Origin of the sequence: Aquincola agrisoli (assembly GCF_036621135.1) — a bacterium.
GTDB lineage: Bacteria > Pseudomonadota > Gammaproteobacteria > Burkholderiales > Burkholderiaceae_C > Aquincola > Aquincola agrisoli.
In genome coordinates, this window is record NZ_JAZIBG010000056.1 from 23,466 (window position 1) to 42,433 (window position 18,968).

The 18,968-nt window shown below is 71.2% G+C and carries 20 protein-coding genes; 5 read left to right on the plus strand and 15 right to left on the minus strand.

The annotated features are described in order from the left end of the window. Nucleotides 1-3: 3 nt before the first annotated feature. The 7 genes from V4F39_RS25245 to V4F39_RS25275 are packed head-to-tail and all read right to left on the minus strand — an operon-like array spanning nucleotide 4 to nucleotide 6,614. Nucleotides 4-897, minus strand: a complete 894-nt coding sequence (locus V4F39_RS25245; RefSeq protein ID WP_332293005.1) for a formate dehydrogenase accessory sulfurtransferase FdhD — start codon at nucleotides 895-897, stop codon at nucleotides 4-6. A 10-nt stretch (nucleotides 898-907) separates the two neighbouring features. Continuing rightward, nucleotides 908-1,285 (minus strand): hypothetical protein, encoded by a 378-nt coding sequence (locus V4F39_RS25250; protein ID WP_332293006.1) that lies wholly within the window; start codon nucleotides 1,283-1,285, stop codon nucleotides 908-910. A gap of 17 nt (nucleotides 1,286-1,302) precedes the next feature. Then, on the minus strand, nucleotides 1,303-2,439 hold the full coding sequence (locus V4F39_RS25255) for a formate dehydrogenase subunit gamma (RefSeq protein WP_332293007.1): 1,137 nt from the start codon (nucleotides 2,437-2,439) through the stop codon (nucleotides 1,303-1,305). Between the two features lie 19 nt (nucleotides 2,440-2,458). After that, on the minus strand, nucleotides 2,459-2,707 hold the full coding sequence (locus V4F39_RS25260; RefSeq protein ID WP_332293008.1) for a hypothetical protein: 249 nt from the start codon (nucleotides 2,705-2,707) through the stop codon (nucleotides 2,459-2,461). Beyond that, complete coding sequence (fdh3B, locus tag V4F39_RS25265; RefSeq protein WP_332293009.1) at nucleotides 2,704-3,336, minus strand: formate dehydrogenase FDH3 subunit beta; 633 nt, start codon at nucleotides 3,334-3,336, stop codon at nucleotides 2,704-2,706. Before fdh3B ends, V4F39_RS25260 begins: the two co-directional genes overlap by 4 nt. 9 nt (nucleotides 3,337-3,345) lie before the next feature. Beyond that, the gene (locus tag V4F39_RS25270; RefSeq protein WP_332293010.1) at nucleotides 3,346-6,318 is read right to left on the minus strand and encodes a formate dehydrogenase subunit alpha; all 2,973 of its coding nucleotides are present in this window, start codon (nucleotides 6,316-6,318) and stop codon (nucleotides 3,346-3,348) included. Nucleotides 6,319-6,365: 47 nt separating this feature from the next. After that, nucleotides 6,366-6,614 carry a formate dehydrogenase gene (locus V4F39_RS25275; protein ID WP_332293011.1) on the minus strand — a complete coding sequence of 83 codons (249 nt, stop codon included), beginning with the start codon at nucleotides 6,612-6,614 and terminating at the stop codon, nucleotides 6,366-6,368. Between the two features lie 157 nt (nucleotides 6,615-6,771). Here V4F39_RS25275 and V4F39_RS25280 point away from each other — a divergent pair, with 157 nt between their 5' ends. From V4F39_RS25280 to mobA, 5 genes are read left to right on the plus strand one after another with little or no spacing between them, the layout of a single operon-like run. Further along, on the plus strand, nucleotides 6,772-7,251 hold the full coding sequence (locus tag V4F39_RS25280) for a DUF3305 domain-containing protein (RefSeq protein WP_332293012.1): 480 nt from the start codon (nucleotides 6,772-6,774) through the stop codon (nucleotides 7,249-7,251). Nucleotide 7,252: 1 nt separating this feature from the next. After that, nucleotides 7,253-7,813, plus strand: coding sequence for a DUF3306 domain-containing protein (locus V4F39_RS25285; RefSeq protein WP_332293013.1), 561 nt, complete (start codon nucleotides 7,253-7,255; stop codon nucleotides 7,811-7,813). Further along, nucleotides 7,719-9,884, plus strand: coding sequence for a 4Fe-4S dicluster domain-containing protein (locus V4F39_RS25290; RefSeq protein ID WP_332293014.1), 2,166 nt, complete (start codon nucleotides 7,719-7,721; stop codon nucleotides 9,882-9,884). The genes V4F39_RS25285 and V4F39_RS25290 overlap by 95 nt, the downstream gene beginning before the upstream one ends. Next, the gene (locus tag V4F39_RS25295; protein WP_332293015.1) at nucleotides 9,881-10,507 is read left to right on the plus strand and encodes a TorD/DmsD family molecular chaperone; all 627 of its coding nucleotides are present in this window, start codon (nucleotides 9,881-9,883) and stop codon (nucleotides 10,505-10,507) included. Before V4F39_RS25290 ends, V4F39_RS25295 begins: the two co-directional genes overlap by 4 nt. Nucleotides 10,508-10,517: 10 nt before the next feature. Then, complete coding sequence (mobA, locus tag V4F39_RS25300; RefSeq protein ID WP_332293016.1) at nucleotides 10,518-11,114, plus strand: molybdenum cofactor guanylyltransferase MobA; 597 nt, start codon at nucleotides 10,518-10,520, stop codon at nucleotides 11,112-11,114. A 74-nt stretch (nucleotides 11,115-11,188) separates the two neighbouring features. On the opposite strand, the gene V4F39_RS25305 is transcribed toward mobA, so the two are convergent. From V4F39_RS25305 to V4F39_RS25340, 8 genes are all read right to left on the minus strand, one after another. Next, nucleotides 11,189-12,025, minus strand: a complete 837-nt coding sequence (locus V4F39_RS25305; protein WP_332293017.1) for an ABC transporter substrate-binding protein — start codon at nucleotides 12,023-12,025, stop codon at nucleotides 11,189-11,191. Nucleotides 12,026-12,104: 79 nt separating this feature from the next. Further along, nucleotides 12,105-13,001 carry an SDR family NAD(P)-dependent oxidoreductase gene (locus tag V4F39_RS25310; RefSeq protein WP_332293018.1) on the minus strand — a complete coding sequence of 299 codons (897 nt, stop codon included), beginning with the start codon at nucleotides 12,999-13,001 and terminating at the stop codon, nucleotides 12,105-12,107. Between the two features lie 18 nt (nucleotides 13,002-13,019). Further along, a complete protein-coding gene (gene kce, locus V4F39_RS25315; protein WP_332293019.1) occupies nucleotides 13,020-13,961 on the minus strand; it encodes a 3,5-dioxohexanoate:acetyl-CoA acetone transferase in 942 nt (313 codons plus the stop codon). 55 nt (nucleotides 13,962-14,016) lie between these two features. Further along, nucleotides 14,017-14,751: an ABC transporter ATP-binding protein gene (locus tag V4F39_RS25320; protein ID WP_332293020.1), complete on the minus strand. Its 735-nt coding sequence runs from the start codon at nucleotides 14,749-14,751 to the stop codon at nucleotides 14,017-14,019. Then, a complete protein-coding gene (locus V4F39_RS25325; protein ID WP_332293021.1) occupies nucleotides 14,748-15,521 on the minus strand; it encodes an ABC transporter ATP-binding protein in 774 nt (257 codons plus the stop codon). Before V4F39_RS25325 ends, V4F39_RS25320 begins: the two co-directional genes overlap by 4 nt. Continuing rightward, entirely contained in the window at nucleotides 15,518-16,750 is a 1,233-nt protein-coding gene (locus V4F39_RS25330; protein ID WP_332293022.1) for a branched-chain amino acid ABC transporter permease, read from the minus strand. The genes V4F39_RS25325 and V4F39_RS25330 overlap by 4 nt, the downstream gene beginning before the upstream one ends. 4 nt (nucleotides 16,751-16,754) lie before the next feature. Beyond that, nucleotides 16,755-17,696: a branched-chain amino acid ABC transporter permease gene (locus V4F39_RS25335; RefSeq protein WP_332293023.1), complete on the minus strand. Its 942-nt coding sequence runs from the start codon at nucleotides 17,694-17,696 to the stop codon at nucleotides 16,755-16,757. A gap of 9 nt (nucleotides 17,697-17,705) precedes the next feature. Beyond that, the gene (locus V4F39_RS25340; protein WP_332293024.1) at nucleotides 17,706-18,962 is read right to left on the minus strand and encodes a branched-chain amino acid ABC transporter substrate-binding protein; all 1,257 of its coding nucleotides are present in this window, start codon (nucleotides 18,960-18,962) and stop codon (nucleotides 17,706-17,708) included. Nucleotides 18,963-18,968 lie beyond the last annotated feature (6 nt).

Sequence of the window (18,968 nt, forward strand, 5' to 3'; positions counted from 1 at the left end):
GCCTCAGCCACCGGCCACGACGCGCACGGGGGCACGCTGCGGCTCGGGCTCGGCATCGAAGCGCTCGAAGCCGGTGTAGCAGAGGAAGTGCCGGTTCGAGGCCCGGCCGAACAGCGTCATGCCCAGCTTCGACGCCATGTCATAGCCCATCGCGGTCACGCCGTTGCGCGACACGATGATGGGCACGCCCATCTGGGCCGACTTCATGACCATCTCGCTGGTCAGCCGGCCGGTGGTGTAGAAGACCTTGTCGGCGCCTTCCACGCCGTTCAGCGCCATCCAGCCGGCGATGGTGTCGATCGCGTTGTGCCGGCCGACATCCTCGATGAACATCAGCATCTCCGCGCCGCGGAACAGCGCACAGCCATGCACCGAGCCGGCCTTGCGGTGGATGCTGTTCTGCTGGCGCACCACCTCCAGCAGGCCGTGCAGCGTGCCCTGGCGGATGCGCGCGGCCTGCGCGCCCGGCAGCCGCACGGCATCCAGGGCGGTCAGCAGGTCACCGAACACCGTGCCCTGCCCGCAGCCCGTGGTGACGATCCGCCGCGCCGTGCGAGCGTCGATGTCGCCGATGCCCCCACGCGTCTGCACCGCGGCGGCCTCGACCTCCCAGTCGACGGTGATCGCGTCGATCTCGTCCGCCGAGGCGATCAGCCGCTGGTTCAGCAGGTAACCCAGCACCAGCAGTTCGGGCGAGGCGCCCAGCGTCATCAGCGTGACCAGCTCCCGCTTGTCGACGTACACGGTCAACGGGCGCTCGGCCGGGATGTGGATGCCGCGCCGCTCGCCGAACTCGTCGAGGATGGCGATCTCGCGCGTCAACGGCGCGCCCGCCGCGGTCAGGAAGGGCTTGCGCCCGGCGAGGGGTCGTGCCCGCGCGGTGCTGCCAGCGCTCATCGGGGAAGCCTCACCGCTTGGGAGCGGACGCCGCGGGCTCGGTCGTGCTGGGCGGCGAGGTGGCCGTCTGCGGCGGCGAATGGGCGCCCGCGGCCTCGATCGGCTTGGCCTCCGGCGGCGTGTAGCTGAAGGCGCCCGGATCGACGCAGGCCGGCGTCGCCACGGGCTGCACGTCCTTGCCCGCCGCCTTCGCCTGCGCATGGTAGGCCGCCGCCACCTTGTCCATCGACTGGCACAACTGGTAGTCGGCCACCTTGCCGGACCATGCCGTCCGTGCGGCGGTCTCGGCCGCCTTGGCCTTGGCTTCGGGTGAGGGCTCGGGCAGCTTGCCGACAGCGGAGCCGGCTGCTGCCATCGCGAGCAGGGAGAGCGAGGCGATTCGTTTCATGGGCACCCCGTGGTGGTTCAGGCCTGGCGCGGCACGCCGGCCGCTGCGGCGGGCCGGGAGCGGCGCGCCGGGATCCTGCCGGCGCGGATGTCGGCCTCCCAGAGCGCATGGTGCTCGCGGGCCCAGGCTTCGTCGACCTCGCCGTCGCGCATCGCCCGGTAGGCGCCGCGCATGCCGATCGTGCCGAGGTAGATGTGGCCGAGGAACATCGCCATCATCAGCACCGCGGCGCTGGCATGGATCATGTGGGCGATCTGCATCTCGCCGCGGGTGTAGTCGAGGCCGGGCAGCAGCTTGTCGAGCACCAGCCCGGAGCCGACGACCAGGCCGCCGAGCAGCAGCACGCCGCCCCAGAACACGATTTTCTCGCCGGCATTGAAGCGGTGCGACGGCACCTCGGCGCCGCCGAACAACCCGCCGGCCCGTCGCAGCCAGGCCAGGTCTTCGCGGCGCGGCAGGTTGTCGCGCACGAAGGTGAGGAAGACGATCAGCAGCGACACCGCGAACAGCGGCCCGGCGAAGTTGTGCAGCGTCTTCAGGCCGTAGGTGAGCGCGCCGAACAGCGAGGCGCCCATCCAGGGCAACAGGAAGAACTTGCCGAACGCCATCACGATGCCCGAGACCGCCAGCACGACGAAGGCCGCCGCGTTGGACCAGTGCGCGGCACGCTCGAACGGCGTGAAGCGCTCGATCTTGCGGCCGGTCTCGGCCTCGGGGCCATGGCCGATGGCACCACGGCGCCAGTAGAACAGCACGATGGCCAGCAGCGCGATCAGCAGCAGCGAACCGCCGTACGGAATGATCCAGCGGTTGCGCACCTCGCGCCAGGCTTCGCCGGCCGTGGTGAAGCGCGAGCCCGGGTACTGCACGAAGCGCTGGATCAGCACGCCCTTCTCCACGCCCGGCAAGCTGGTGAAGCCTTCCTGGTGCCCGGATTCGCGCACGCCGCGCCAGAACGGCGCGTTGTTGCCCGGCTGCGACTTGGCGCGCTGGGCGTTGGTCTCGTCGGGCTTCGGTTCGGCCGGCGCGACGAAGCCGGCAGGCGGGCCCGCGACCGGCTCGGCAGGCGGCTGCTGCGCCGTCACGCCGGCCGCCGCCAGCGCCAGTGCCGCGGCCAGCCAGCAACGCTGCAGCAGGAGGGAGGCGGATCTCATCGGCGGCACCTCGCTGGCTCTAGGGCTGCCCGACAGCCCGGGAATACTCGTTCTGGCCCTGCGTGCGGCTGCGGATCTGCTGCTCCCAAGCCGCCTGGTCGCTGGCCTTCCATCCCGACGCGTTGAAGCCCGGCTGCCGGCTGCCCTGCCAGGCCTGCTCGTGCGCCCGGTGCGTGCCCGCGACCTGCGGCTGCTCGGTGCACGCCGCGAGTGCCGCGCACAACGCCAGCAGTGCGGGCGACGCCCATCGGTGCGTGCGCGCCCTCATGACTTGCCAGTCCCCGGCTTCGGCTGGCCGATGCCGCTCTCCGACGGCTTGCCGTAGGCGGTGCCCCAGCCCCAGACCTCGCTGCCCTTGCCGCGCACAAGCACGCGGTTGCGGAAGATGTCGGCGACGACATCGCCGTCGCCGCCCAGCAGCGCCTTGGTCGAGCACATCTCGGCGCACGCCGGCAGCTTGCCTTCGGCCAGCCGGTTGCGGCCGTACTTCTCGTACTCGGCCTGGCTGCCGTGCTCCTCGGGGCCACCGGCGCAGAAGGTGCACTTGTCCATCTTGCCGCGCAGGCCGAAGGTGCCGTTGCTCGGGAACTGCGGCGCACCGAACGGGCAGGCGTAGCTGCAGTAGCCGCAGCCGATGCAGACATCCTTGTCGTGCAGCACCACGCCCTCGTCGGTGCGGTAGAAGCAGTCCACCGGGCACACCGCCATGCAGGGCGCGTCGCTGCAGTGCATGCAGGCGACCGAGATGCTCTTCTCGCCCGGCAGGCCGTCGTTGAGCGTGACGACCCGGCGGCGGTTGACGCCCCACGGCACCTCGTGCTCGGCCTTGCACGCGGTGACGCAGCTGTTGCATTCGATGCAGCGCTCCGAGTCGCAGATGAATTTCATTCGAGCCATGAAGTCTCCTCAGGCCGTGGCCTTCTCGATCTGGCAGAGCGTGGTCTTGCTTTCCTGCATCATCGTGACGCTGTCGTAGCCGTAGGTGGTGGCGGTGTTGATCGCCTCGCCGCGCACGATGGGCATGGCGCCTTCCGGGTAGTACTGCGCCAGGTCCACCCCGCCCCAGCGGCCCGAGAAGTGGAAGGGCAGGAACACCGTATCCGCCCCCACGCGCTCGGTGACCAGGGCCTTGACGCGGATGCCCTTGAAGCCGGCCAGCGCCTGCATCGGCGGCGTCTTGACCCACACGTACTCGCCGTTGCGGATGCCGCGGTCGTTGGCCGCCTTCGGGTTGATCTCGACGAACATCTCCTGCTGGAGCTCGGCGAGCCACGGGTTGGAGCGGGTCTCCTCGCCGCCGCCCTCGTACTCGACCAGCCGGCCGCTGGTCATGATCAGTGGGTAGGTCCGACCGATGTCCTTGTTGCGCTCCTGCACGCTCTTGAACAGCGTCGGCAGTCGCCAGAACGCCTTCTTGTCGTCGTGCGTCGGGTACTTGTCCACCAGGTCGGCGCGCGTGCTGTACAGCGGCTCGCGGTGCTGCGGGATCGGGTCGGGGAAGTTCCAGACGACCGCACGCGCCTTGGCATTGCCGAACGGATGGCAGCCGTGGTTCTTCATCGCCACGCGGATGATCGCCCCGGTCGGGTCCGTCTTCCAGTTCTTGCCGTCGGCGGCCTTCTGCTCCTCCGCGGAGAGCTCGTTCCACCAGCCGAGCTTCTTCATCAGCAGGTGGTCGAACTCCGGATAGCCCATCGTCAGGTCGGCGCCCTTGCTGTGCGAGCCCTCCGCGGACAGCAGCGAGACGCCCTCGCGCTCCACGCCGAAGTTCGCGCGGAAGTTGCCGCCGCCGTCCATCACGTGCAGGCTGGTGTCGTAGAGGTTGGCCGTGCCGGGATGCTTCATCTGCGGCGTGCCCCAGCAGGGCCAGGGCAGGCCGAAGTAGTCGCCGTCGAGCGAGTAGCCGGTCTCCTTGTCGATGCCCCCCTTGGCGCGCAGCGTCTTGATGTCGAAGACGTTCATGTTGCGCATGTGCGCCTTCAGCCGCTCGGGGCTCTGGCCGGTGTAGCCGATGGTCCAGACGCTGCGGTTGACCTCGCGCAGGATGTCCTCGGGCACGGGCTCGTCCATGCCCTTGACCTGCTGCATCTTGTAGTTCTTGACCAGCTCCTTGTCGAAGCCCAGCTTCTGCGCGAGCTGGTACATGATCATGTGGTCGGTGCGGCTCTCCCACAGCGGCTCGATGACCTTCTCGCGCCATTGCACCGAGCGGTTGGAGGCCGTGCACGAGCCGCTGGTCTCGAACTGGGTGGTGGCCGGCAGCAGGTAGACCGCGCGCTGCGGGTTGCGGTCCTCGGCCTGGCCCGGCATCGCCGCCATCGCGGCCGTGGCCGAAGGGAACGGGTCGACCACCACCAGCAGGTCGAGCTTGTCCATCGCCCGCTTCATCTCGAGGCCGCGGGTCTGGGAGTTCGGGGCGTGCCCCCAGAAGAAGAGGCCGCGCAGGTTGCTGTCCTGGTCGATCAGCTCGTTCTTCTCCAGCACGCCGTCGATCCAGCGCGAGACCGTCATCCCGGGCTTGGTCATCATGCCCGGCGCGTACTGCTGCTTGACCCAGTCGAAGTCGACGCCCCAGGTGGCGGCGAAGTGCTTGAACGAGCCTTCGGTGAGGCCGTAGTAGCCCGGCAGGGAGTCGGGATTGGGGCCCACGTCGGTCGCGCCCTGCACGTTGTCGTGGCCGCGGAAGATGTTCGCGCCGCCGCCGGACACGCCGATGTTGCCCAGCGCCAGCTGCAGGATGCACGAGGCCCGCACGATCGCGTTGCCGATGGTGTGCTGCGTCTGGCCCATGCACCACACGATGGTGCTGGGACGGTTCTCGGCCATGGTCTTGGCAACGCGGTACGTGGTGGCCTCGTCGACGCCGCAGACCTCCTGCACCTTGTCGGGCGTCCACTTCGCGAGCACCTCCTCGCGCACCTTGTCCATGCCGTAGACGCGGTCCTCGATGTACTTCTTGTCTTCCCAGCCGTTCTGGAAGACGTGGTACAGCACGCCGAAGAGGAAGGCGATGTCGGTGCCCGAGCGGATGCGGACGTAGTCGTCGGCCTTTGCGGCGGTGCGGGTGAAGCGCGGGTCGACGACGATCAGCTTGCAGCCGTTCTCCTTGCCGTGCAGCACGTGCAGCATCGACACCGGGTGCGCCTCGGCGGCGTTGCTGCCGATGAACAGCGCCGCCTTGGCGTTCTGCATGTCGTTGTAGGAGTTCGTCATCGCCCCGTAGCCCCAGGTGTTGGCGACACCGGCGACGGTCGTGCTGTGGCAGATGCGGGCCTGGTGGTCGCAGTTGTTGCTGCCCCAGAACGACATCCACTTGCGCAGCAGGTAGGCCTGCTCGTTGCTGTGCTTGGACGAGCCGACGACGAAGATCGAATCGGGCCCACTCTGCTTGCGCAGCTCCAGCATCTTGGCGCTGATCTCGTTCAGCGCGACGTCCCACGAAATGCGCTGGTACTTGCCGTCGACCAGCTTCATCGGGTACTTGAGACGGAACTCGCCGTGCCCGTGCTCGCGCACCGCCGCCCCCTTGGCGCAGTGGGAGCCCAGGTTGATCGGGCTGTCGAACACCGGCTCCTGGCGCACCCAGACGCCGTTCTCGACCACCGCGTCGATCGCGCAGCCGACCGAGCAGTGGCCGCACACCGTGCGCTTGACCTCGATCTTGCCGCTGCCGGCCGGCGCGGCCGGGTCCGCCGCTGCCGCCTTCTTGACGAGCGTGAGCTGCGAGGCGGCCAGCCCGGCCCCCACGCCCAGGCCGGAGCGGCGCAGGAAGGCACGGCGGTCCATCGTCGGCACCGCGCGCGAGACGCCGCGCGCCAGGCTGGCGACCAGGCTCGACGGCGCCGCGGCATGGGAGGTGGACTTGCGGGTGAGCAGCATGGCGGGGTCCTGTGTTCGTCCTGGGGCCGGCGATAGCGTGGCCGCCGTCAGACCCGCGTGGTGCTGTAGTAGCGCAGCACGTGCTCGGTGAGCTGGTAGCCGCCGCCGGACTTCGGGGCGTCCGGTGCCGCCGCGGCCGTGGCCGGCACCGCTTCCTGGACGCCGCGCGGCAGCAGCATCGCGGCCGCGGCGGCGGCGCCTGCGACGCCCGCACCAGCCACGACGCCGCGGCGGCTGACGGGGCTGGAAGGCGCGGGGGTCGTCGTGGTGGCTACCGTATTGGGGCTCTTGCTCATCGGCATCTCCGAATACTTGGCTACCCTGTCGGGCATGCAACGCAGTTCATATGATCTTAGGGCACCCATCCGGGGCAATAGGGTCACACCCCAACGAACCCGAGCAGACACCTCGGGTTGCCGCCCGCCTCGTCAGCCAGGCCAATAATCGGCCGACATGGAACGCACGCCCTCGCTCCACGCCGCGGTGCTGATCGAGCGCCGCCGTCAGCCCAACCGCTGGGAGGCCTGGGGCTTCCGCATCGCCGACGTCCTGCTCGACGAAGGCCTCTTCGGCGAGGCGCCGCGCCAGCTGCGCGACGACGGCCACCTGGCGCAGTTCCTCTTCCCCGGACTGACCGTGTCGCTGCACCGCGACGAAGCCGAGGGCTACTACCTCAACCTCACCTCCGGCGCGCCGGTCTGGTTCGTCATGTGGCGCTGCAGCGATGCGGATCCGTCGCAGGCCTGGCCCGAGATGGTGACGCTGTCGTACAACGAAGCGGGGCGCCTGCTCGATGCGCAGGAGCGTGTCGACAACGTGCCGCTGCCCGCCGACGTCACGGCCTGGCTGCAGGCCTACACCGATGCGCACTACCGCCCGGAGCCCAAGCAGCGCAGGCGGCCGGCCTCGTTCCGCGCCCCGGAGCGCCGCTGACATGGCGGACGACGGGGCCGGGTTCCTGTCGCGCTGGTCGCGGCGCAAGGTGCTGTCGCAGCACGGCGCGGCATTGCCCGAGGCGCCGCCGGCGCCCGCCGCCGTGCGGCCCGCGCCCGTCCCGCCGGGGCAGCCGCTGGCCTCGGCCGCGGCCGAGGCAGCGGGCGCGCCGCCGCCGGCCGAAGCGCCCGCCCCGCCCCTGCCCACGCTCGACGACGTGGCCGCGCTCACCCACGAGTCGGACTACGCACGCTTCGTCGCGCGGGGCGTCGGCAGCGACGTGCGGAACGCCGCCCTCAGGAAGCTCTTCAGCAACCCGCACTTCAACGTGATGGACGGGCTCGATACCTACATCGACGACTACAACACGCCCGATCCCCTCCCGGCCGGCATGCTGAAGCAGCTGCGCCAATCCCACCTTCTCGGCCTGTTCGACGAAGACCCGGTCCAGCCACCGCCCGACCCCGATGAAAACACTGATCTGCGACTGCAACCGGACGATGCCGCTGGACGCGCCGGCCCTGAGCCAGGCCCTGGCGGCGACGCCGGGGGCCAGCACTGACGGGCTGGAGCACGTCCACAGCCTGCTTTGCCGACGCGAGGCCGGCGCCTTCCAGCGCGCGGCCATCGCCACCGGCGCGGGCGACGACCTGCTCGTGGCCTGCACGCAGGAACGGCCGCTCTTCCTCGAACTCGCACAGCAGACCGAAGGCGCCGCCGCGCTCGACGAACGGCCGATCCGCTTCGTCAACATCCGCGAAAGTGGCGGATGGTCGCGCGATGCGCGCCATGCGACGCCCAAGATCGCCGCGCTGCTGGCCGCGGCCCAGCTGCCGCCGCCGGAGCCGGTGGCCACCGTGGGCTACCGCTCGTCGGGGCGCTGCCTCGTCATCGGCCCCGCCGAGGCCGCCGAACGCGCCGCCCTGCTGCTGGGCAGCCAGATGGAGGCGACGCTGCTCGTCGACGGGGGGCACATCGCGCAGAACCACGACCGCCCGGTGCACCACGGCCGGCTGACCCGGCTCGCCGGCTGGCTGGGGCGGTTCGAGGCCGAATGGGAAAGCACCAACCCCATCGACCTCGACCTGTGCACCCGCTGCAACGCCTGCGTCGAGGCCTGCCCCGAAGGCGCCATCGGCCTGGGCTACCAGGTCGACATGGACCGCTGCCGCAGCCACCGCGACTGCGTGCGCGTGTGCGACGCGGCCGGTGCGATCGACTTCACGCGGCCGCCGCAGGTGGTGCGCGAACACTTCGACCTGGTGCTCGACCTGCAGGCCGCGCCCGCCCTCGGGATGCACCAGCCGCCGCAGGGCTACTTCCGCACCGGCGGCGACGGCACCGCGCTGATGGAGGCGGTGCTCGCCCTGCGCGAGATGACCGGCGAATTCGAGAAGCCCCGCTTCTTCCGCTACGAGCAGCGGCTGTGCGCGCACAGCCGCAACGAGCAGATCGGCTGCAGCGCCTGCATCGACATCTGCTCCGCGCAGGCCGTCAGCAGCGATGCGTCGAACAAGGGCAAGGCCCGGGCCGGCAAGGCCGGCGGCGGCATCGTCGTCGAGCCGCACCTGTGCGTGGGCTGCGGCGCCTGCACCACCGTCTGCCCCAGCGGAGCGCTGTCGTACGCCTACCCCGGCATGGCCGACCAGGGCCGGCGCCTGCGCACCCTGCTGGGCGCCTACGCGCAGGCGGGCGGCCGCGACGCGGCGCTGCTGCTGCACGGCGAGGAGGCCGGCACACCCCGCATCGAAGCGCTGGGCCGCGCCGCGCGCCTCGACCGCACGCTGAACGGCGTGCCTGCCCGCGTGCTCCCGGTGCCGCTGTGGCACCCGGCCAGCGCGGGGCTCGACCTGTGGCTGGCCGCCATCGCCTACGGGGCCAGCCAGGTCTGGGTGCTGCTGACGGGCGACGAGGCGCCGCCCTACCGGCAGGCCCTCGCCGAGCAGGTCGCGGTGGGCCAGGCCCTCCTGAGCGGCATGGGGTACGCCGGCGAACACCTGCGCCTCATCGAAGCGGCCGACACGCGGGCGCTCGATGCCGCGCTGCGCGCGCCGCCGGCCCAGGGCGTGGCGCGCCCCGCCGCGTTCGCGCTGCAGGCCGACAAGCGCGGCACGCTGGAGCTGGCGCTGGAGCACCTGCTGGCCTCGGCGCCCGCGCCCGCCGAAGCGATCGCCCTGCCCGCGGCGGGCTCGCCCTTCGGCAGCCTGCAGGTCGACCCCGACCGCTGCACGCTGTGCCTGGCCTGCGTGGGCGCCTGCCCGCCGCGCGCACTGGGCGACAACCCCGAGCGGCCGCAGCTGCTGTTCACCGAGAAGCAGTGCGTGCAGTGCGGGCTGTGCGCCAGCACCTGCCCGGAAGACGCCATCACGCTCGAACCCCGGCTGTGGCTGGCCGACGCCGGGCGTGCCCGCAAGGCGCCGCGCGTGCTCAACGAGATGGCGCCCTTCCACTGCGTGCGCTGCGCCAAGCCCTTCGGCACGCTGCTCGCCATCGAGCGCATGGTGAGCAAGCTGGCCGGCCACGCGGCGTTCCAGGGCGCGGCGGCCGAGCGCCTGAAGATGTGCGGCGACTGCCGCGTCATCGACCTGCACACCCGCCCCGACGAAGTCCGCATCCAACAGCTGCCCCGATGAACGCCACGCTGCACTTCACCCCCGGCGCAGGCGACAGCGAAGAGCTGGCCCGGGCCGAGCTCTACGGCCTGCTGTCCCGGCTGTGGCTGGCACCGCCCGACGAAGCGCTGCTCGCGCAGTTCCGCGTCGCGGTGACCGAGGCGCCGCAGTCCGGCGGCCACCTCGAGGCGCCGTGGATGGCGCTCGTGCACACGATGCGCGGCACCACGGCCGCGGCCGCCGCCGAGGAGCACGACGCGCTGTTCGGCGGCGTCGGCAAGCCGGAGGTATTCCTCTACGGCTCGTTCTACCTGACGGGCTTCCTCAACGAGCGCCCGCTCGCGCTGCTGCGCCAGGACCTGCAGCACCTGGGCCTCGGGCGCGACGCCGGCCGCGCGGAAACCGAAGACCACGTCGCCTACCTGTGCGAGGTGATGCGCTACCTGATCGCCGGCGACGACGCCGCGGTCTGCAATCTGGAGCAGCAGCGCCGCTTCTTCCGCACCCACCTGCAGCCCTGGCTGGAAGACCTGTGCACCGCGGTCGAGGCGCATCCGCGCGCCGAGGCCTGGCGCGCGGTGGCCGCCCTCACCCGGGCCTTCGTCCAGGTGGAGACGCAGGGCTTCGACCTGCTCGAAACGTGAGACAAGAGACATGACCCTGCTGCGTGAGGAGATCACCGGCCTCGTGCTGGCCGGCGGCCGCGGCAGCCGCATGGGCGGCGCCGACAAGGGCCTGCAGAACCACCGCGGCCTGCCGCTGGCGCTGCATGCGCTGCTGCGCCTGTCGCCGCAGGTCGGCGGCATGATGGTCAACGCCAACCGCAACATCGCGGCCTACGAGGCGATGGGCGCCCCGGTCTGGCCCGACCCCCTGCCCGACCATCCCGGTCCGCTGGCCGGCCTGCTTGCCGGGCTGGAGCACTGCGAGACGGCCTACCTCGCGAGCGTGCCCTGCGACAGCCCGAACTTCCCGCCCGACCTGGTCGAGCGCCTGGCCGAGGCGCTGCAGCGCGAGGATGCCGACATCGCAATCGCCGCGACGCTCGAAGACGGCCGCCTGCAGCGGCATCCGGTGTTCTGCCTGCTGAAGGCCGGCCTCGCCGAGAGCCTGCGCGAGTTCCTGCACGAGGGTGAGCGCAAGGTCGGCCTGTGGATGGCCCGGCACCGCGCGGTGGAGGTGCTGTTCGACGACGCGGCCGCCTTCTTCAACGCGAACACGGCCGAGGACCTGCGCAGCCTGCAGCGCTGACGGCCGGCGCGTCCTTCTTCAGGCCCCGCACGCAGCGCACGCGGCCGCGGTGCCCGACGCGGCGGCCCGGCGGCTCAAGACCCCGCGTTCGGGAAGAACACCGATTCGCCGCCGATCTTGTAGCCGGCGATCGCCGCCTGCCCGGCCGGCGACACCACCCAGTCGGCGAAGGCCTGGGCCAGGTCCAGCTTCACGTGCGCATGCCGGGCCGGGTTGACGACCATCACCCCGTACTGGTTGAAGAGGCGCCGGTCGCCTTCGACGAGGACCGCGAGCGCGCCGCGGTTCTTGAAGTTGAGCCAGGTGCCGCGATCGGCCAGCAGGTAGGCGTTGCTCGAAGCGGCGATGTTCAGCGCCGGCCCCATGCCGCAGCCGCACTCGCGGTAGCCGGCGGGCTTGGCGGCGGCGACGTCGATGCCGGCGGCCCGCCAGTAGCGCAGTTCGGCCGCGTGGGTGCCGCTCTTGTCGCCACGCGAGATGAACGCGGCGCCGGCCGCGCCGAGCTTGCGCAGCGCGCCGGCGATGTCCTTGCCGCGCGTGGCGGCGGGGTCGGCAGCCGGGCCGATCAGCACGAAGTCGTTGTACATCACCGCCCGGCGCTGCAGGCCAAAACCCTCGGCGACGAACTTCTCCTCGGCGGGCTGGTCGTGCACGAACACCACGTCGGCATCGCCGCGGCGGGCCATGTCCAGCGCCTGGCCGGTGCCGACCGCGACCACGCGCACGTCGATGCCGGTGGCCTGCTTGAACAGCGGCAGCAGGTGGCCGAAGAGGCCGGACTGCTCGGTCGACGTGGTCGACGCCATCACGATGAACTTGCCCTGCGCCTGCGCCCGCGCCGCCGGGGCGGCGAGCAGGCAGGCCAGGGCCAGGAGGGCCAGGAGGGCCAGGAAGCGGCGGTGCAGCGGCATGGAGGTGCTCCGGTCTGATGGAACGTGGCCGCGATTCTTCCGCCTTTTGCCGGAAACGCCTACGGTGAGGCAGACTGGGCTACGCGGCCGCCAGCCCGGCGGCCTTGGCCACCTCCAGCTCGTACTGCTCCCAGCCCTGGCGCGGCACCACCTCGCCCTCGCGGGCGGTGACCTCGGCCAGGCGCGCGGCCAGCACCTGCGCGGCCGGCTCGTCGTCCGCGATGGCGATGCCGCGTGTCATGGTGACGTGCGCGCACTCGAAGCCGCCCGCGCCCGCCAGCAGGATGGTGCGCGTGGGGGCGTCCTCGCCGGCCAGCACCACCACGCCGGGGCTCACGCGCTCGGGCGTGAGCCGGGCGAGCGCTTCGGCGGGCAGCAGCCCCTCGGTCATGCCGGTGGCGGCGCTGGGCGCCAGGCAGTTCACCCGCACGCCGTAGCGCTCGCCCTCGATGGCGAGCGTCTGCATCAGCCCGACCAGCGCCATCTTGGCCGCCCCGTAGTTGGACTGGCCGAAGTTGCCGTAGAGGCCCGACGACGAGGTGGTGAAGACGATGCGGCCGTAGCGCTGCTCCTGCATGACGGACCACACCGCCTTCGTGCAGTTCACCGATCCCATCAGGTGCACGTCCAGCACCAGCCTGAAGTCGTCGAGCGGCATCTTCGCGAAGCTGCGGTCGCGCAGGATGCCCGCGTTGTTGACCAGGATGTCCAGCCGGCCCCAGGCGCCCAGCGCGCTTGCGGCCATCGCCTCCATCTGCGCGAAGCTGGTGACGTCGCCCGCATGCGCGATGGCCTCGCCCCCTTGCGCGGTGATCTCGCCGGCCACCGCCAGCGCCGCCGCCTCCCCCTGGGCCGTCGCCAGGTCGTTGACCACCACGCGCGCACCATGGCGCGCCAGCGCCAGCGCATGGGCACGCCCCAGGCCGCCGCCCGCGCCCGTCACCACCGCCACGCGGCCTTCCAGCATCTTGTTCATCGCTTGCGTTCCACTCCGTCAAAAAGCCACTGCGCCGGCGCCCTTCAGGCCCAGCATCGCGCGCGCCTCGGCCGGTGTCGCGACGTCCAGCGACAGCTCGTCGAGAATGCGGCGGATCTTGCGCACCTGCTCCGCGCACGACCGGGCCAGCTGGCCGCGGCCCAGGTAGAGGCTGTCCTCCAGGCCCACGCGCACATGGCCGCCCATCACCGCGGCCATGCTGAGCAGCGGCATCTGGTGGCGGCCCGCGCCCAGCACCGAGAAGCGGTAGCCGCCGCGCCCGAACAGCCGGTCGGCCGTCGCCCTCAGGGTCACCAGGTTCTCGGGGTCGGGGCCCAGGCCGCCCAGGATGCCAAAGATGCCCTGGATGAACAGCGGCCCGCGCACCAGGCCTTCGTCGACGAAGTGCGCGAGGTTGTAGAGGTGCCCGATGTCGTAGCACTCGAACTCGAAGCGCGTGCCGGCCTCCTCGCCGAGCACCCGCAGGATGTGGCGGATGTCGGCGAAGGTGTTGCGGAAGATCAGGTCCTCCATGCCCTCCACGTACGGCTTCTCCCAGTCGTGCTGCCACTCGCCGATGCGGCGCGCCACCGGGTGGATGGAGAAGTTCATCGAGCCCATGTTCAGCGAGCACATCTCCGGCCGCGCCTGCAGCGGGTAGGCCAGGCGCTCGGCCAGCGTCATGCGCGTGCTGCCGCCGGTGGTGATGTTGATCACCGCATCGGTGGCGTCGCGGATGCGCGGCACGAACTGCGTGAACACCGCCGGGTCCGCCGTCGGCCGGCCGTCGGCCGGGTCGCGTGCATGCAGGTGCAGGATGGCCGCACCCGCCTCGGCCGCCTCGATCGCCTGCTCCGCGATCTGGTCGGGCGTCAGCGGCAGGTAGGGCGACATCGTCGGCGTGTGGACCGAGCCGGTGACGGCGCAGGAGATGATGACCTTGTCGGGTGGGGTGGGCATGTCGGGCCTCGATGGCGGGTGTGGAAGGACGGGACGGTTCGGCACGGGGCGGCCGCTACACCGCGAGCCACTGCGCCAGCAGCGCGGTGTCGGCCTGCAGCGCCTGCGGCGTGCCCTCGAAGACGATGTGGCCGTGCCCCATGACGAACACACGCGTGGAGACCTTCATCGCGATGGCCAGCTTCTGCTCCACCAGCACCACCGAGACGCCGCGGCGGTGCATGTCCTGGATGCACTCGCTGACCTGCGCCACGATCTTCGGCGCCAGGCCCTCCGTGGGTTCGTCGATCAGGATCACGCGCGGGTTGCCCAGCAGCGAGCGGCAGATGGTGAGCATCTGCTGCTCGCCGCCCGACAGGCTGCCCGCCTTGGTGTTGCGGCGCTCGCGCAGCCGGGGGAAGTAGTCGAACATCTGCGCCAGCGTCCAGCGCGGCGCACCGCCGGCCGGCGCCTGCTCGCCCATGTGCAGGTTCTCCTCCACGCTGAGGTTGGCGAAGACCTCGCGCTCCTCCGGCACGTAGGCGATGCCGGCGCGGCAGATCGTGTGCGGCCGCCGGCCGCCCAGCGCCTGCCCGTCCAGCCGCACCTGGCCGCCGGTGGGCGCCACCAGGCCCATGATGGCCTTCAGGGTGGTGGAGCGGCCCGAGCCGTTGCGGCCCAGCAGGCTCACCACCTCGCTGCGCGCGACCGACATCGACACGCCGCGCAGGATGTGGCTTTTGCCGTAGTGCGCGTGCAGCTTCTCGACCTGCAGCAGCGCCGGCTCGCCGGCGATTCCGGTGCCGTTCATGCCGCCACCTCCGCGCCCTCGTCATGCGGCTCGCCGAGGTAGGCCTCGCGCACCGCCGCGTCGGCGCGGATCTGCGCCGGCGTGCCGGTGGCGATCACCTGGCCGTAGACCAGCACGCTGATGCGGTCCGCCAGCGCGAACACCACGTCCATGTCGTGCTCCACCAGCAGCAGCGCACGGCCTTCGGTCACCTCGCGGATCAGCGCCAGGGTGTGCGCGGTCTCGTCGTTCGACATGCCGGCCATCGGCTCGTCGAGCAGGATGACGCGGGGATCGCTGGCCAGCGTCATCGCGAGTTCCAGCGAGCGCTGGCCCGAATAGGAGAGCTCCCCGGCCAGCTCCTGCGCATGCTGCTGCAGGCGCACGCGCTCCAGCAGCCGGTCGGTCTCCTCGCGCAGCGCCCGGATGCGGCCGACCGGACGCCAGAAGGTGTACTGCAGCCCGTGGCTGCGCATCACTGCGAGCCGGATGTTCTCGAACACGCTGAGCCTGGGAAAGATGTTGGTGATCTGGAACGAGCGCGCCAGGCCCCGGCGGTTGATGCGCTGGGGCGGCAGGCCGTCGATGCGCCGGCCGTCCAGCAGCACCTCGCCCGCGGTGGGCGTCAGGTTGCCGGAGATGAGGTGGAACAGCGTCGACTTGCCGGCACCGTTGGGGCCGATCACCGCGCGGCGCTCGCCGGCCGGCAGCTCCAGGTCCACGCCGCGGATGATCTCGGTGGCGCCGAACGACTTGCGCAGGCCGCGCAGGCTGAGGATGGAATCGGTCATGCGGTGCCCTGTTCCTGCAGGTCGGTGATGCGGCGGCGTGCGAACGGGGCCACGGCGGCGCCGGCGGCCAGCAGCGCCAGGGGCAGCAGCCAGGTGGAGGCCGCATCGGGCGCCCAGGCGCGGCCGAACAACTGCAGGGGCGGCCAGCCTTCGCCCATGCGTGCCAGCGAGCGGTAGTCCTGCGAGCACAGCCGCTGCAGCGCCTCCATCAGGAACACCGTGCCCGCGGCCAGCAGCAGCACCGCGGCCGCGCTGGCCGCCAGGCCGGGCAGCACCCGCGCCGCTCCGTGCCGGCGCATCAGCGCGCCGGTGGCCAGGAACACGCCGGTGATGCCCTGCGGCACGAACATCATCACCAGCACGAACAGCACGCCCTGGTACAGCAGCCACAGCTGCGTGGTGTCCGACACCGCATAGCCGAAGAAGGTCATCACCGCCGCGCCCAGCGCCGGGCCGAGGAAGGTGCCCACGCCGCCGATGTAGCTGTTGAGCACCACGGCCGCCGAGACGCTGGCATCGAACACGACGTAGTTCACCGCCTCGTTGCTCAGCACCTGCAGGCCGCCGGCGACGCCCGAGAACATGGCCGACAGCGCGAAGGCCGACACGCCCAGGCCGTGCACGTCGTAGCCCAGGAAGCGCAGCCGGTGCGCGTTCTCGCGCAGGCCCAGCGTGAGCCGCCCCAGCGGCGTCTGGGCGTGGAAGTACAGGCAGGCCAGCGACAGCAGCACCCAGGCGAGGGCGACGTAGTACACGTGCACGGTGGAGCCGAAGTCCAGCCCCCATGCGGGCATGCGCATGGTGGACACGCCGGACTCCCCGCCGAACCAGCCGGGCAGCTGCGGCGCCAGCGAATGCAGCAGCTCGGCGATGGCCAGCGTGATCATCGCGAACGCGGTGCCCGCGCGCTGCGTGGCGAACCAGCCCGCCGCCACGCCGACGAGCAGGCCGACCAGGCCGCCCGCCAGCGGCAGCAGCGGCGTGGGCAGCAGGCCCGCGCCGCCCAGCGCGTTCATCGCATGGGCGGTGGCGAACGCCCCCACGCCGAAGTAGGCCGCGTGGCCGAACGACAGCATCCCGGCGCGCCCGCTGAGCAGGCTGTACGCGCAGGCGAACAGCGCCGAGATCAGCATCTGCACCGAGGCATTGAGCAGGCCGCTCGGCAGCACCGCCGGCAGCACGGCCAGCACCAGGACGCCCGCCAGGGGCAGTAGGAATTGGCTGCGCATCGCTTCAGGCCTTCTCGCCCATCAGGCCTTGGGGACGCACCAGCAGCACGAGCAGCATCAGCGCGAACGGGATCGTGGCGGCCAGGCTCGACACCTTGAGCGTGAGCAGCCCGCCCACGCCCTCGGCCCAGGCGCGTGCACCCACCCAGGCCAGCACGTCGGCCAGGCTGGCGTCCACGCCCACCGCGAAGGAGGTGACGGTGCCCAGCAGCAGCGAGGCCGCCATCGCGCCGCCCAGCGAGCCGAGGCCGCCCACCACCACCACCACGAACACCATCACGCCGATCTCCAGCGCCATGTTGGGGCTGGTGGTATAGAAGGCGCCGGCCACCGCACCGGCCAGGCCCGCCAGCATCGCGCCGACGCCGAACACGCCCATGAACACGAGCTGCACGTTGTGGCCCAGCGCCTCGGCCATGTGCGGCTTGTAGATGGCCGAGCGCACGACGATGCCCACGCGGGTGCGCGTCAGCAGCAGGTAGACCGCGGCGAACATCGCCAGCGCCACACCGCCCATCAGCAGCCGGTACAGCGGGTACTGCTGCGCGCCGATGGCGAAGGCCGAGCCGTCCAGCGCGGGCGGCACGCGGTAGTCCACCGGGTGGTTGCCGAAGAAGAGCTTGATCAGCTCGGCGATGATGAACGAGAGCCCGAAGGTGAGCAGCAGTTCGTGCGCATGGCCGTAGCGGTGCACGCGCCGCAGGAACCAGCGCTCCACCGCCATGCCGACCGCACCGGCCAGCACGGCCGCCAGCAGCACCGCGGGCCCGAAGCCCACCCACGGCTGCAGCGTGTACGCGAAGTACGCGCCCAGCATGTAGAACGAGGCGTGCGCGAAGTTCAGCACGCCCATCATCCCGAAGATCAGCGTCAGCCCGGCCGACACCATGAACAGCAGCAGGCCGTAGATGGTGCCGTTGAGCAGCGCGAAGACGATCGCATCCATCGTGCGTGCTCAGCGGGGGCGTTGCATCTTGCAGCTGGCCTGCACCGGGGCGGCCACTTCCTCGGCGGTGAACACCTTCACCGGCTTGAAGCCCAGGTCGGTGTTGTCCACCTTGTACTTCGCGTCCTTGGCGACGACGGAGACCACCATCGGCAGCAGCACCTGGTGGTCGGCCGCGCGCATGCTCATCTCGCCGATGGGCGTCTTCAGCCGGGCGGTTTCCAGCGCGGCGGCGAAGGCGTTGACGTTGAGCGCGCCGTTCTCGGGGCGCGTGCGCTTGAGCGCCTCGCCCACCATCTCCAGCCCGAACACCGTCTGCGGCTCGATGAACACCGGGTCGTGGCCGGTCTTGGCGCGGTAGTCGGCCACGAAGCGCTCGCCCTCGGCGCCGCCGGCCTCGGGGTTGAAGGCATGGGCGACGAAGTGCCCCACCGCCAGCTCGCCGGCATTCGACAGGTTGCCCGGCTGGTCCAGGTAGACGGTGCCGAAGCGCGCCTTCAGCCCGGCGGCCTTCGACGCCTTCATCAGCAGCAGCAGGTCGTTCGACCAGTTGCCGGTCAGCACGGTGTCCGCGCCCGAGGCGACGATCTTGGCCACGTAGGGCGCGAAGTCCTGGATCTTGTTGACGTCGTGCAGCGTCTTCTCGACCACCTGGTAGCCGCCCGTGGGCGCGTAGTCGACGATGGCGCGCTCCATGTCCTGGCCCCACGAGTAGTTCTGGTTGATGGCGTAGACCTTGCCGCCCAGCGCCTGCGCCTGCTTCATCGCCTGCACCAGCGCCTTGATGCGCAGCGGCGCATTGCCGGCGAACCGGAAGTGGTGGTAGTTGCACTTCTCCCCGGTGAGCTCCTGGGCCTCGGCGCCCACATTGATGTAGACGATCTCGCGGCCCGCATTGCGCAGGTTGTGCTTGCGCACGTCCTCGGTGATCTGGCCGCCGATGGCCGACGAGGCGCCCTGCACCACGATCTGCACGCCGTCGGCGATGGCGGCCTTGAGCTTGTCGGAGGCGCCGGCCGGGCCGCCCTGGTTGTCGTACTCCAGCACCTGCACCGGCTCGCCGTTCCAGCCGCCGGCGGCATTCAGCTTGTCCACCGCGTAGCGCACCGCGGCGCGGTAGGCCTGGCCGGACGAGGCCTGCGGGCCGGACAGCGTCTCGAGCACGCCGATCTTCACCGGCGCGGCCTGGGCGGCGCCTGCAAGCAGCGCGGCCAGCGGGGCGAGCGTCCATGCGGACGTGCGTGCGGAACGGGGGAAGCGGGTCATGTCGTG